The following is a 14,100-nucleotide window of genomic DNA, read 5'->3' as shown; positions in this document are numbered from 1 at the left end:
AAAGATCTGATAGACCACAGCTTAGAGCGCTTGTTCAAATGCCTCACGGGTTAGGTTTCGAGGCTCCGCCTCTGTGATGACCAAGTTGTCCTCGATACGGATTCCACCAAAGGGGATCAACGACTCGATGATTGTCCAATTAACACAATCCGATAAGGCACTGTTGTGCAGCTCTCGCAACAGGGTTGGAATAAAATAAAGCCCAGGCTCCAACGTGATCACCATACTCGGCTGTAGTACGCCCGCCATACGAAGGAAAGGATGCGTTTTAGGCGGTAGCTCTGGGTGGGGTGGCACGTGTTCTCGTATTTCACTTGGTATTTGCCAAGCACCGACATCGTGCGTCTGAATCCCTAAATGATGCCCCAGTCCATGCGGGAAAAAAGTTTTAGAGAGGGTTAGCTCGTCCTCTTTTTGCTCTGGGCGTTTCAAAAGCACACCGGTTTCCAGCATCAAGTCCAGCAACCTTGCGTGCATAACTTGGTGGTATTCAAGGTAGGTGTGACCGGCGCGTATCTCTTGGGCCATCTGGGTTTGCAAGCGCTCTACCCCATCAAGCAGCGCGTTAAAACACTCAAAACCGGCGTATTCAGACGCACTTGGGTGTAAAAACGTACGGGTAATGTCCGAGGCATAGCCCATATGCGTGTTACCGGCATCAATCAGCAAGGTCAGCGGAGTTTGGGTGGGCGCTCGCTCTTTACTTGGGTAGTGCAAAACCGCGGCATGTTCATTCAACGCCACAATCGCATTGTAGGGTAGCTCATGATCCAGCGCTTCGGTCGCGCGCAAGTAGGCTTGGTGAATGGTGCGCTCGGCCCCGTTATTCATAAACGCCTCGTAGGCGGCGCGATGCCCTTTGGCTGACAGACGATTAGCCACAGCGATTTGCTCGATCTCCCAAGGGGATTTGATCAAGCGCGTTTGATGCAATGCATTGATCAGATGCGGTGGGTTCAGCGCTAGCTGATCAAAAGCACTTACATCGCACACCGCCTCGTTGGGCAGCACAGCGACCACCGCTAGATCTGCCGTACGCGACAGCAAAAAGCGCATCAATGCATTGGTGTTTGCAAAGGTGTGGATCTCATAATCCAAACACCAGGTACCCTCAGGCGGTGTTGGTTGGCCGTACCAAAAGTCCTCGGGTTGGTATAAACACAACACAGGGCGCTGACCGGCTACCAGCATTAACCAAGCGTTTTCCGCTGTATCCAGATTAGGCACCAGATGGGTAAAGATCGGGTTGGCGCGAAACGGCGCGTGGTTATCATCCAAAAAGAACCCCGCTGATACGCCAGCATGGACCAGCAAGGCGTCCAACCCCTGATCGTCCAGCACAGAACAATACTGCTCAATCACATGATTGAGATGATCTTGCCAAAGGGCATCGGAATTAGAGCTCGGGTTCATGCTGACGCTGTGTTCCTTGTACTTGAGTTAAGCCATCCCAAAAATGATCTAAATGGCTGCGGTGATTATCTTTGCGACGATACAAACGGATCTGAAGCGGGATCTGCCACCGATGCCCGCCCACCACGGCCAATTGACCGTAATGCACATTATCGGTCACCAACCCTCGTGGTAACCAACCAACACCAAAGCCCTCTTTGATCATCGCTTTGGCACTGACCGAAAGCATGTTCTCGTGCACGGTGGTTAGGTGTGGCGGATCAAGATCATTACTCAACGTGTGATCGATCAAAGTCCGCAAAAAGGAGCTTGGGTGGTAACTGATGTACGGAAGCGGCTGGCGTTTGGTGCCCGGTAGCTCAAATAACGGTTTACCCGTGACCGGGTCCATCGCTGACACCGGCACCAAAGCCTCCTCACAGACCACAAGGTGCTCAAAGCGCTCATCATCCAGAGCCTTGGTAAACGTGATTTGCGGGTGCCAATAACACAGTAGCAGATCGCATTGCCCCATGGTTAAGGCATTTACAAAATCACTGGCCGCCCACGTGGTGGAGGACAAATCGATATCGATGTCGGTATCAAACTCATCGGCCGCCGGTTGCAGCCAGCTGCGATAGAACATCAGATACAGAGTTTGTGTGGTGGCAAAGCGCAAGCGGTTTTCTTGTTGTTTGCGAATCTCGCGGCACTGAGTGCGGGTATCGCGCGCTAATCGGGCGATCTCTCTGGCATTGCTTAAGAACAGCTCCCCCGCCGGGGTGAGGCTTAGTGGCAGGGTGTTACGATCGATCAGCGTAACCCCCATCTCCTCTTCCAGCAGCTTGATCCTTCGGCTTAACGTAGGCTGGGTGATGTTGCGCTCATCCGCCGCCCGTGAAAAGTGAAGTGTCCTTGCTAATGCAATGAAATCGTCTAACCAGCGCGTTTCCATGATCAGTCTCGGGCGAGGGTCCGAGCTGTCCAATCCAGTAACGGAGAAAACAAGCTATGGCCTAACAACTTCGATCGCTCTGGCGACCAGCCACGTAACGCATCCGGCATTAAATCGTGATCTTTAAACGGCATCTCTAAGGTCATCGATGGGCAATCAAAGGTTTTCCCCACCCAGAACGACCCAATGGTCAGTGTTTCATCACCAAATAACCCAGGTGGGTAGCCTCGTTTGGTCTGGAAATCGGGTGTACAGCGGGCAAGATCGGCCTTAAATTGCGCCTCATCCGCCAAGGTTTGCTCGCTGGCAAACGGTGATCCATCTTGGCCTGCGATAAAGTTACACGGCAGGGTTTCATCCCCGTGCATGTCCAAGAAAAGATCCACCCCCGTGTGTTTCATCTGATGCGTAACGGCGTAGACCTCTGGGCTTCGCTCAAGGCTTGGGGCATGCCACTCACGATTCAAGTTGACGCCAGCGGCATTGGTGCGCAGGTGGCCACGCACACTGCCATCCGGGTTCATGTTCGGCACAATCCAGAAGGTGCACATATCAAGCAAGGCTTTGGAGATCGGGTCATGCGGATTTAACAAGCGCTCCAAAAAGCCCTCCACCAACCACTCGGCCATGGTTTCACCTGGGTGCTGGCGCGCGGTGATCCAGACATTCAGTTTGGCCGACTCATTGGCCTGTACCTTAAGGAGCTCAAGGTCTCGACCGTCTAGGGTTTGGCCCAAATCCAGCACTTCAACAAACGGGGAGATCTGCGCTTTGGCGATTAAGTCCAGATGCTGCTCGTGGCTGTAGGGTGCAAAATAGGCGTAATACACCACCGAATGCTCGGGCGTGTGCTCGATGATCAGCTCGCCTTTTTCATAGCGGGTCGGTACGCGAAACCAATGCTGTCGATCGTAACTGGCCACGGCGTTGTAATCGTCCCAACCACCCGGGTAAGCCGCACCTTCGGCGTTGAGCAAACGCATGGTCAGAGGTGTAGCTTCAACACCCTGTACGCGGTAGTAAAACCACTGATAAAACTCAGATTGATGATCTTTTTCGATGCGAAGCTGGGTATCCGATGGGGTCGTTGCCGACACTACATGAATATTACCGCCATCAAATTGACTGCTGATTTTCACTGGGAATCCTTATGCTGATTAAAGTCGGCCTTCTTCGACACCATGACATGCCACCCGCGTTCCATCGGGTTGGCCTAACAAAGCAGGTACTTCGACTTTACATCGCTCATTGGCTTGGGGGCAACGGGCATGAAACACACAACCGCTTGGAAGATTGACCGGAGTCGGTACTTCACCTTGCAAACGGATAAACTCTGGGCGGTCATCTTCTAAACGCGGAATCGCCGAGATTAAGGCTTGAGTGTAAGGGTGCTTTGGCTGATCAAACAGGGCTTTTGTCGGCGCAAGCTCACACACGGTGCCCAAGTACATGACCGCCACACGCGTCCCAAAATGCTCCACAACCGACAGATCATGCGTGATGAACAGATAGGTTAAATTGCGCGTTTGCTGCGCTTCCATCATCAAATTCAGCACTTGCGCTTGAATCGATACATCCAGCGCCGAGATAGGCTCATCCGCCACGATAAACTCAGGGTCGACTGCCAAGGCACGGGCGATACTGATCCGCTGGCGCTGACCGCCTGAAAACTCATGCGGATAACGCTCACCCCACAAAGGATCGACACCGACCGAGCGCATCACCTCTTCAACCTTATCGTTCAGCTCTGCCGCTTTAATGCCCGGCTGATGAAACCGGATCGGCTCTTTGAGCGTTTCTAGGATGGTCATCCGAGGGTTCAACGATGCGTATGGGTTTTGAAAGATCATCTGCATCTTTTTACGATACGGGATCAATGCGCGATCGGCTAAATGATCAATCCGCTCCCCCTGATAGAGAATCTCGCCCTGGCTGGGTTTTAGTAATCCCATGACCGTACGAGCCACGGTCGATTTACCGCAACCAGACTCCCCGACAACGCACAACGCCTCGCCCTGCTGCACCTCAAGATTGACGCCGTTGATGGCGTGCACGGCTTGTTGCTCGCGTACCAGCTTGCCCTTCTTAAATTTAAGTTGCTCTAACCAGTCGCCCGACAAAGAGAAGCGCTTATAGAGGTTGCGCACTTCAACCAAAGGCGCTTCGCTGATGCTTGGGTTAGGTACCTGTGTGTTCGCTTGAGGGGTTTCGATCTGAACCGACATTATTGAGCCTCCGCGAGTATCAACTCTTGCTTCATCTGGCTGACCATATGACACGCCACCTTGCAGTTACCAGACTCCGTAAACAGCGGCAAGGTATCCATACAGCGATCACTCACGTAATCACAACGGGGATTAAACGCACACCCTTTGGGAATCGCTTGTAGCGATGGCATCGCACCCCGAATTTGGTTTAACCTCTGTCCAGGAATGGCCATTTGCGGAAGCGCGTTCATCAAGCCTTGCGTGTAGGGGTGCTGAGCATCGTTGATGATCTCTTTGGTCGGGCCTTGTTCAATAACGCGCCCTGCGTACATCACCAACATGTCTTGGGTGACCTGCGACACCACCCCCAAATCGTGAGTGATCAACATCAGCGCCACGTTATGCTGCTCACAAAGGCTCAGCATCAGATCCATAATCTCGGCCTGAATGGTCACATCCAAGGCGGTGGTGGGCTCATCGGCAATGATGATCTCTGGGTCGAGCAACAAGGCGATTGCGATCACCACACGCTGGCGCATACCGCCGGATAACTCGTGCGGGTATTGGCTTAACCGCTTTTCGGGCGACGGAATCTGCACCAATTTAAGCTTGTGCAAAGCGATGCGTTTGGCATCGTGTTGACTGATTTTGCGATGAGCGCGCAAACACTCGGTCATCTGATCGCCAATGGTTAACACAGGGTTTAGCGTCATCATCGGGTCTTGGAAAATCATCGAGATGCGATTGCCACGAATATGACGCAGCTCACTCGGCTTTACCTTGGCCAAGTCACGTCCTTCAAACAGAATCTGCCCGCCAGAGATGTAACCGGGTTTCGCAATCAAGCTCAGTATCGAAAAGCCCAATACCGATTTGCCCGCGCCCGACTCCCCAACGATGCCTAAACGCTGACCGCGCTCCAGCTTAAAGGAGATATCGCGAAGCGCCGTCACATCACCTTGGCGCAAGCCAAAGCGCACTTCTAGGTTATTCACTTCCAGAATCGCCATGGCCGTTATCCTTTGTAGAGTCGTGGGTTAAGAACATCGCGCAGCCAATCTCCTAACAGGTTCATGACCAACACCAGCACAATCAATACCGCACCCGGTATGACCGTAATCCACCACACGCCCGAGAAGATGTATTCAAACCCGCTGGCAATCAAAGAACCTAACGAGGGCTGGGTCACCGGCATGCCTAAGCCCAAAAACGAGAGCGACGCTTCGGAGATGATCGCATTCGCGACCTGCACCGTTGAGATCACCAAAATCGGCGAAAGTGTATTGGGCAGTATGTGTCGGAACATGATTCGACCACCGCCAAATCCCATCACCCGTGCTGCATCCACATACTCTTTTCGCTTTTCGGCCAGCACGGATGCACGAATGGTACGCGCGTATTGCGGCCACTCGGCAATGCCGATCACCAAAATCAGCATCAACATGGCGAGCTGTTGATAAAGCTCCGTGCCAAAGGAGGCCTGAAACACGGCCAGCACAATGATCGCAACCATCATGGTCGAAAATGAGAGCTGGATATCGGCCATACGCATTAAAAAGCTATCGATGCGATCACCTAAATACCCGGCCAACAGACCGATCACAATGCCTAAGAAGGCCTGCAGAGCAACCGCACACAAACCGATGATCAGGGAGATTCGAGTCCCGTACAAAATGGTCGAGAGCATGTCACGTCCTTGAGCATCAGTGCCCAGTAAAAAACGCTCATCAGCATCCGCCTGCCATGCCGGTGGAAGCTCGGCATCCAAAATATCCATACTGGCTGGATCGTACGGATCATAAGGGGCGATCAAGGGCGCAAATAAGGCCGCTAGTGCAAACAGCAGGAACACGCATAAGCTGAACTGGGCAATGCGGTCTTTCGCAAAGCTGTGAAACAGATGGGATTGTTTGAATTGCTGCCAGCGGCTGGCTGGCGGGGATGATAAAGAGATCGAATCAGCCATGCGCTTTACCTGCCAATTTTACCGTTGGGTTAACTAAGCCATAGATCAAATCCACAAGCGTATTGGTGATCACAAAGATGGCACCGACCACAATCAAGTAGGCCACGATGAGGGGGGTATCAACCCGGTTAACCGCCTCTAAAAACAGGAACCCCATACCAGGCCACTGGAACACGGTTTCGGTCAAAATGGTGTACGCCACCATGGTACCAATCTGGACACCACCGACAGTGATGACCGGCAGCATGGTGTTTTTCAGAGCATGAACAAAGTAGATACGCCACGGTGAGATCCCTTTCGCCCACGCAAATTTCACGTACTCAGATTGGAGCACCTCCATCATTTCGGAGCGAATCAGCCTGATGAACAGCGGCAGCATGATGGAGGCTAAAGTAAAGCTTGGAAGAATCAAATGATGCCAGCCATCGGCCGTCAAAAGACCCGTGTCCCAAACGCCCAGCACACTGACCACATCACCGCGCCCATAGGAGGGCATCCAACCCAGCTCGATCGCAAAGAGGTAGATCAAGCCAATGGCGGTTAAGAACACCGGCACGGATATCCCGATGATACTGAGCGCCATCACCACCCTTGAAAACCAGGCCTGCGGTCGAATGGCCGCATACACCCCAAGCGGCACCGAGAGCACAACGATGATCAGGGTTGCCCCCAAGACCAACTCAAAGGTTGCGGGAAATTTTTTAAGTATGACCTCAAGGGCTGGCTCTTTAAAAAAGTAGGACTCGCCTAGATCCCCATGAAGCGCGTTTTTTGCAAAACGCATGTATTGGACCAGAAACGGGTCATTTAACCCCATCTCATCACGAAGGGCTTGTCGTTGCTCTTCGCTGACCCGTTGGCCGACCAGTTCACGAAGCGGATCACCTAAGTTTTCCTGTATCGAGAAGCTGATCAAGCTGATGACAAACATCACCACTATGGCTTGAAACAAGCGCTTTACAAAAAAGGCTATCATGACGTGAGAATCACCCTTAACCGAACACGTTCAAACGGATGGAGGCAGAGCGCTTACCCCTTCAATAGCGCCCTGCCCGCATCTATTACTCGATGACCAGATCGCCCATGTAAGGGAAATCAAACACGTTGACGATCTTCTCAGCATGAACACCTTTACGAGCACCCCAGCTTAGATCCTGCCAGTGAAGCGGTACAAAGCCTGCGTCGTCATACACGGCCTTCTCCATCGACTGGAGAATCTCAGTACGTTTAGCCATATCGGTTTCGGCGTTGGCTTGCTCCATCAACTTATCCACCTCAGCGTTACAGTACTGACCGCTGTTGTACTGGCCCATACCGGTGTCGGCATCTGGGCAAGCGGATAAGAACTCAAAGAAGTTGTTGGAGTCTTCGGTATCGGAGTGCCAACCGATCATCATCATGTCAGCCGCACGCTTATCAAACTCAGGCCAGTATTGCGCTTTTGGCATGGTTTTAAGATCAACCTTGATGTTGATACGAGACAACATAGACGCCACCGCTTGGGCGATTTTATCGTCGTTCACATAGCGGTTATTGGGCGCCATCATGGTGATGGTAAAGCCATCTTCGTAACCCGCTTCTTTCATCAGCGCTTTGGCTTTATCCAGATCGTAACGTGGCGTTAGGCTGTCATTGTGGCCAAGATAGCCCTTTGGTGAGAACTGCGCCGCTGGGGTCGCAAAACCCTTCATGATCTTCTTCACGATCCCCTCTTGGTTGATCGCGTAGTTGATGGCTAAGCGCACCTTCGGGTCTTTAAACGCTTCGACACGCTCTTGGTTCATTTGGAACGTGATGATGCGCGTGCCGCTCATGGTGATCAGATCCACCTTGTCGCTTTTATCGATGCGATCAAGATCGGTAGGCGGGACAGGCGCGATAAAGTCCACATCGCCCGACAACAATGCGGCTACCCGGGTCGGGTCTTCTTTGATGGGCGTTAACGTGATGGTGTCAGCGTTACCCGGTGAGTTGGTATCCCAGTAGTTCGGGTTACGGGTAAACTCAACGCGAACGCCCTGTTCACGGTAGCTGACCGTATAGGGGCCGGTGCCAGAGATATTACGGGAAGCAAAGCTGTCACCGTGTTTGACCATCGCATCTTTAGCGTTACCGTTTTCATCCGTTCCGGTAAAGAAGGCGCTGTCCATCGGGAACAGATACGTCATGTTGTTCAGAACCAGCGGGAATGGCTCCTTGGTTTTGAATTCGACGGTGTAATCATCGATGACATTGATCGACTCGAAAGGAGCAAAAATACCTTTAAAGTCGGGAGAGTCTTGTAAGCGCTTAAACGTGAACGCGACGTCTTTGGCAGTAAAGTCGTTTCCAGAATGGAACTTCACACCTTTTCTTAAGAAAAAACGCATGGTTCGATCATCAACGCGCTCCCACTTCTCGGCCAAACGAGGTTCGAACTCCAACTCTTGAGTCCAACGTACCAGCGGGTCGTACGTCATGTGTGACAGCTGCAGCGTACCGCCCGACAACTGCTCGTAAGGGTCCAACGAGACCGGGTCTGCATCATAGGCCATCTTCAATGAGGCCGCTTGGGCAGACATGACTCCTAACGCCAGTACAGCACTGCTCAGTAACGACAATGTTCTTTTCATACGATCCGTCCTTTCGACATGCTTTGGTTTTCAAATGAGTAGAGATCCATTCGAGAGTAACCAGAGCCCAAAAGACACTCAATTGAGATTACGAGTGACCTTATGCACGAAACGTATGCTCGATTTTAGGGCACAAAAAAACCGGCCGAAGCCGGTTTTCTTAACGCTAGGCGTTTGGGGGGATGATTACATCATGCCGCCCATACCGCCCATGCCACCCATGCCGCCCATATCAGGCATTGCAGGGCCACCTTCTTGAGGCTTATCAGCAACCATCGCTTCTGTTGTGATCATCAGACCCGCAACCGATGCAGCTGCTTGCAGCGCAGAACGAGTTACTTTAGCTGGGTCTAGGATACCCATCTCCAGCATGTCACCGTAAGTGTCGTTGCCAGCGTTGTAGCCGAAAGAGCCTTCGCCTTCACGTACTTTAGAAACAACAACCGAACCTTCGCCACCTGCGTTAGAAACGATTTGACGCAGAGGCGCTTCCATCGCACGCAGTGCTAGTTGAATACCGATGGTTTGATCGTGGTTTTCACCTTCCAGACCTTCTACTTTTTGCAGAGCGCGGATCAGTGCAACACCACCACCAGCAACAACGCCTTCTTCAACGGCCGCACGTGTTGCGTGCAGAGCGTCTTCAACGCGTGCTTTTTTCTCTTTCATTTCAACTTCAGTCGCCGCGCCAACCTTGATGACAGCAACGCCGCCAGCCAGTTTAGCAACACGCTCTTGCAGTTTTTCACGGTCGTAATCAGAAGACGTTTCTTCGATCTGAACACGGATCTGCTGAACACGCGCTTCAATTGCAGACGCATCGCCAGCACCATCAACAATAGTAGTGTTGTCTTTGGTTACGGTTACACGCTTCGCTTGACCTAGGTGTTCCAGAGTCGCTGTTTCCAGGCTCAGGCCCACTTCTTCAGAGATCACAGTACCGCCAGACAGGATAGCGATATCTTCCAGCATGGCTTTACGACGGTCGCCAAAACCAGGTGCTTTAACTGCAGCTACTTTAACGATGCCGCGCATGTTGTTCACAACCAGAGTCGCCAGCGCTTCGCCTTCTACGTCTTCAGCGATGATCAGCAATGGACGTGAAGATTTAGCAACTTGCTCCAGAGTTGGCAGCAATTCGCGGATGTTAGAAACTTTTTTGTCAACCAACAGGATGAAAGGCTGTTCCAGCTCTACCGCCATGTTGTCTTGGTTGTTGATGAAGTAAGGAGACAGGTAACCGCGGTCAAACTGCATACCCTCTACCACAGACAGTTCGTTCTCAAGGCCTGAACCTTCTTCGACTGTGATAACGCCTTCTTTGCCAACTTTTTCCATCGCTTCAGCGATCAGATCACCAACCACTTTGTCGGAGTTCGCAGAGATAGTACCTACCTGAGCAATCGACTTAGTGTTGTCACAAGGAACCGACATCTGGTGCAGTTGTTCAACAACAGCCGCAGCTGCTTTGTCGATACCGCGCTTCAGATCCATTGGGTTCATGCCCGCTGCAACGGATTTCAGACCTTCGTTAACGATGGCTTGAGCCAAAACAGTCGCGGTTGTAGTACCGTCACCCGCTACATCGTTAGCTTGTGAAGCCACTTCTTTAACCATCTGAGCGCCCATGTTCTCGAACTTGTCTTCCAGTTCGATCTCTTTCGCTACAGATACACCATCTTTAGTTACGTTTGGCGCACCGAATGACTTATCCAGTACAACGTTACGACCTTTAGGGCCCAGAGTTGTTTTTACCGCGTTTGCCAGAACGTTAACGCCGGTAAGCATACGTTGACGAGCGTCATCACCAAACAATACGTCTTTAGCTGCCATAATCTTAAATCCTGTTATCTTTACTTATTTCGTTTAAAAAACTGAAAGGGTTAACAACGATGGCGCTTAGCCTTCCAGAACAGCGAAGATTTCGTTTTCGCTCATGATCAGCAGTTCTTCACCGTCGATTTTGACAACGTTAGAACCTGCATACTGACCGAACAGTACTTTATCACCCACCTTTACAGACACAGGGTGAACTTCACCGTTGTTCAGTACACGGCCGTTACCAACTGCAACTACCTCACCTTGGTTCGGTTTTTCTGCTGCCGAACCTGGCAGTACGATACCGCCTGCGCTGGTTTTTTCTTCTTCACCGCGGCGAACTACTACACGATCGTGAAGTGGACGAATATTCATCTGATCTATCTCCTGATGGTTTGATCAAAAGTCATAGGCTAATGATTTTTATAAGACCGTAACCATCCGGTTACCGGTTCGTTTGCTTGATGGGGGCAGCTGATCTCTTTTCAACACCCCCAAGTGAAAAAAATTGAAAATTTTTAGTCTTCGCGGCGGTACTCACCGTCGATCACATCGCCATTACCAGGGCGCTTTTCGGTTTTAGGGCGCTCACCTTGGATAAATACGCTTTGCGTGTGTTCCGAATAGGTTTCATGGCCTTCTGAATCGTACACATTGCCCTGCATGTTGGTTGCGCGGACGGTAAAGTTGGACAACAAACGACGCACAATGGCTTTGCGAATAAAAGGAACAAGACAACTAAAGCCCATGATGTCCGTTACGAATCCAGGGGTAATCAGAAGCGCACCACCGACGGCCAGCACAATGCCTTCGACCATCTCTTGGCCGGGAATTTGACCGGCGTTCATTTTGCTTTGCGCACGCGACAAAGTGGACAAGCCTTGCATACGCAACATGTTCACACCAATAAAAGCGGAAAGCAGAACAAGCCCGACTGTCGGCCAGACACCAATGAGGCCACCGACATTAATGAGCACAGTAATCTCGATAATCGGGATCACAATAAACAGTAAAAATAGAATGGGCATAACACACCAATCGTCTATTAAATGGGAAGCCCATCAGAGCAAAACCACTCCCGCAGCACAATACTTGGGCGCTCGATTTGCTGATGGTTCTTTAATATCTGGTTACAAATTTCAAAATCTCAAGGGGGTATCGAATTCTTCTTGGACTTTGGTCTTATGAAGCTAATACAATAATTATTCTTATTTGTATTTTTGTTAAGGATAAAGCATGACACGTTTGGGGTCGATCAAAGCGGCACTGCTGGCGTTTTGTATGATGTGTGTTACCAGCGTAAGCTCAGCGGTGACGGTTATTGACAGCCAAGGCGAATTCACCATCGACACGACACCAAAGCGTATTGTGGTGCTGGAGTTTTCATTTGCGGATGCACTGGCGGCCGTCGATGTAAGCCCTGTTGGCATAGCCGATGATAATGACCCAGAGCGGGTATTGAGTGATGTTCGAGAGATCATCGGCACATGGCAATCGGTAGGCACTCGCTCGCAACCCAGCTTAGAAGTGATCGCTTCGTTGATGCCGGATTTGATCATTGCGGATATCTCTCGCCATGCGGGTGTTTATGAAGATCTCAAAAAAATTGCGCCGACCTTGATCCTACCCTCGCGACGCGAAACCTACGCAGATAACCTTAAAGCCGCGTCCATCATTGGCAAGGTGGTCGGCAAAGAGGCACAGATGCAAGCACGCCTGGCCAAACATGAAACCCTGATGGATCAGTTCAAACACTCGCTGCCCGAAGGCGAACAAGTTCAATTTGCCGTTGCACGCGAAAAATCCCTCTTTTTGCACACCGAAGACTCTTACGCTGGCGGTGTACTGACGCGCCTAGGCATGCAAGTGCCTGAGTTTAACCGCGATGACAGTGCATCCCGTGAGGTCAGTCTGGAGCAGATGCTGACCGTGAACCCTAATTACCTCATTGTGGGCAAATACACTTCACCCAACGTGCTGGACAACTGGGCTCAAGAACCCCTTTGGCAGATGACCAAAGCGGTTCAGCAAAAGCATCTGTACTTTGTGAATGCCAATGTATGGGCTCGCTGCCGAGGCATCTTAGCCGCTGAACGTATGGCACAGGATTTGATCGACGTTTTAGCCCAGTCATGAAATGGCGCTTTTCCCTCTTGATCACCGGTTTGTTGCTGGTGATCTGGATAGGCCTGTTTGCGTGGTCAAGCATCCCGATCACACCGAAAGATGCCCTCACCGCCCTTATCGCACCCAGCCAAGACCAGCTCGGCCAACAGGTGGTTTTACAGCTAAAACTCCCTCGTATTTTGGTCGCTGGCGCGTGTGGTATGGCCTTGGCACTGGCAGGCGTACTGATTCAGACCATTACTCAGAACCCGCTCGCCTCGCCCGGGATTTTAGGCATCAATGCCGGTGCCTCGTTAGGACTTGCGTTGGTTTCCTCTTTTCCGGCTTGGATGGGTGTGCTTGATGGCACCTTTGCCGCAATACTCGGCGGCACGGCTACTTGGTGCTTGGTCATGTTGGTTGGACAAGGCTGGAAGCCGCAGACGGTGCCCACTCGATTAATTTTAACCGGTGTTGCTGTCTCGGCCCTTTGTGCAGCCTTAACACGCGCAGCCGTGGTGCTGGAAGAAGAACAAACCGCCGCCATCATGAGTTGGATGGCAGGTACCTTTGCCAACGCCCGATGGGATACGGCGCACTGGTATCTGCCCGTGGCGCTCATTACCTCGGCTGCGGCACTGACACTCTCGGCCAAACTGAACCTACTGCACTTAGGTCATGATCAAGCCAAAACCTTAGGTTTACATTTAACCCAACTACGTGTGATCGCCAGCGTGTTGACTCTCGTCTTGGTGGCTGCATCGGTCGCAGCGGTCGGCAGCATTGGTTTTATCGGGTTGATTGTTCCGCACATGGCAAGGGTCATCGTAGGACACGATCACCGTTTTTATATGCCGTTTGCTGCCTTAGGTGGCGCTGTACTGGTAATCGGTGCTGATATCGTCAGTCGCGCGTTAAATTTCCCGCTTGAAACGCCCGCAGGTGCTGTGGTCGCTTTATTGGGAGCCCCTTTCTTTTTGTATCTGATCAAGGCGAAACGAGTATGAAGCCAACGCTCTTTTTCCCTTGTGCAATGATATCGCT

The 14,100-nt window shown here is 51.6% G+C and carries 13 protein-coding genes; 2 read left to right on the top strand and 11 right to left on the bottom strand.

The genetic code is table 11. The features are described from left to right. Positions 1-21 precede the first annotated feature (21 nt). The 11 genes from pepQ to ACXAF9_RS08180 form a co-directional block, all read right to left on the bottom strand. Positions 22-1,413: a Xaa-Pro dipeptidase gene (pepQ, locus tag ACXAF9_RS08230; RefSeq protein WP_475072751.1), complete on the bottom strand. Its 1,392-nt coding sequence runs from the start codon at positions 1,411-1,413 to the stop codon at positions 22-24. After that, entirely contained in the window at positions 1,397-2,347 is a 951-nt protein-coding gene (locus tag ACXAF9_RS08225; RefSeq protein WP_475072749.1) for a LysR family transcriptional regulator, read from the bottom strand. The genes pepQ and ACXAF9_RS08225 overlap by 17 nt, the downstream gene beginning before the upstream one ends. Positions 2,348-2,349: 2 nt before the next feature. Next, on the bottom strand, positions 2,350-3,486 hold the full coding sequence (locus ACXAF9_RS08220; RefSeq protein ID WP_475072747.1) for a M14 family metallopeptidase: 1,137 nt from the start codon (positions 3,484-3,486) through the stop codon (positions 2,350-2,352). 18 nt (positions 3,487-3,504) lie between these two features. Then, positions 3,505-4,572 carry an ABC transporter ATP-binding protein gene (locus ACXAF9_RS08215; protein ID WP_475072743.1) on the bottom strand — a complete coding sequence of 356 codons (1,068 nt, stop codon included), beginning with the start codon at positions 4,570-4,572 and terminating at the stop codon, positions 3,505-3,507. Next, a complete protein-coding gene (locus tag ACXAF9_RS08210; protein ID WP_475072739.1) occupies positions 4,572-5,564 on the bottom strand; it encodes an ABC transporter ATP-binding protein in 993 nt (330 codons plus the stop codon). Before ACXAF9_RS08210 ends, ACXAF9_RS08215 begins: the two co-directional genes overlap by 1 nt. Positions 5,565-5,569: 5 nt before the next feature. Next, positions 5,570-6,520: an ABC transporter permease gene (locus ACXAF9_RS08205; RefSeq protein WP_475072735.1), complete on the bottom strand. Its 951-nt coding sequence runs from the start codon at positions 6,518-6,520 to the stop codon at positions 5,570-5,572. After that, complete coding sequence (locus tag ACXAF9_RS08200; RefSeq protein ID WP_475072732.1) at positions 6,513-7,496, bottom strand: ABC transporter permease; 984 nt, start codon at positions 7,494-7,496, stop codon at positions 6,513-6,515. The genes ACXAF9_RS08205 and ACXAF9_RS08200 overlap by 8 nt, the downstream gene beginning before the upstream one ends. An 85-nt stretch (positions 7,497-7,581) precedes the next feature. Further along, entirely contained in the window at positions 7,582-9,132 is a 1,551-nt protein-coding gene (locus ACXAF9_RS08195; RefSeq protein ID WP_475072730.1) for an ABC transporter substrate-binding protein, read from the bottom strand. 186 nt (positions 9,133-9,318) lie between these two features. Further along, positions 9,319-10,965, bottom strand: coding sequence for a chaperonin GroEL (groL, locus tag ACXAF9_RS08190; RefSeq protein WP_475072728.1), 1,647 nt, complete (start codon positions 10,963-10,965; stop codon positions 9,319-9,321). A 66-nt stretch (positions 10,966-11,031) separates the two neighbouring features. Next, the gene (locus ACXAF9_RS08185) at positions 11,032-11,325 is read right to left on the bottom strand and encodes a co-chaperone GroES (protein WP_475072726.1); all 294 of its coding nucleotides are present in this window, start codon (positions 11,323-11,325) and stop codon (positions 11,032-11,034) included. A gap of 143 nt (positions 11,326-11,468) precedes the next feature. Beyond that, on the bottom strand, positions 11,469-11,978 hold the full coding sequence (locus ACXAF9_RS08180; RefSeq protein ID WP_475072724.1) for an FxsA family protein: 510 nt from the start codon (positions 11,976-11,978) through the stop codon (positions 11,469-11,471). Between the two features lie 208 nt (positions 11,979-12,186). Between ACXAF9_RS08180 and ACXAF9_RS08175 the strand changes: the two genes are divergently transcribed. Then, the gene (locus ACXAF9_RS08175) at positions 12,187-13,086 is read left to right on the top strand and encodes a Fe(3+) dicitrate ABC transporter substrate-binding protein (RefSeq protein ID WP_475072722.1); all 900 of its coding nucleotides are present in this window, start codon (positions 12,187-12,189) and stop codon (positions 13,084-13,086) included. Continuing rightward, a complete protein-coding gene (locus ACXAF9_RS08170; protein ID WP_475072720.1) occupies positions 13,083-14,063 on the top strand; it encodes an iron chelate uptake ABC transporter family permease subunit in 981 nt (326 codons plus the stop codon). Before ACXAF9_RS08175 ends, ACXAF9_RS08170 begins: the two co-directional genes overlap by 4 nt. The last annotated feature ends 37 nt before the right edge of the window (positions 14,064-14,100 follow it).

Source organism: Neptunomonas sp. ABH4_499, from assembly GCF_056160565.1.
The sequence above is the reverse complement of the archived record's forward strand: the minus strand, read 5'-3'. Positions and strand labels throughout refer to the sequence as shown.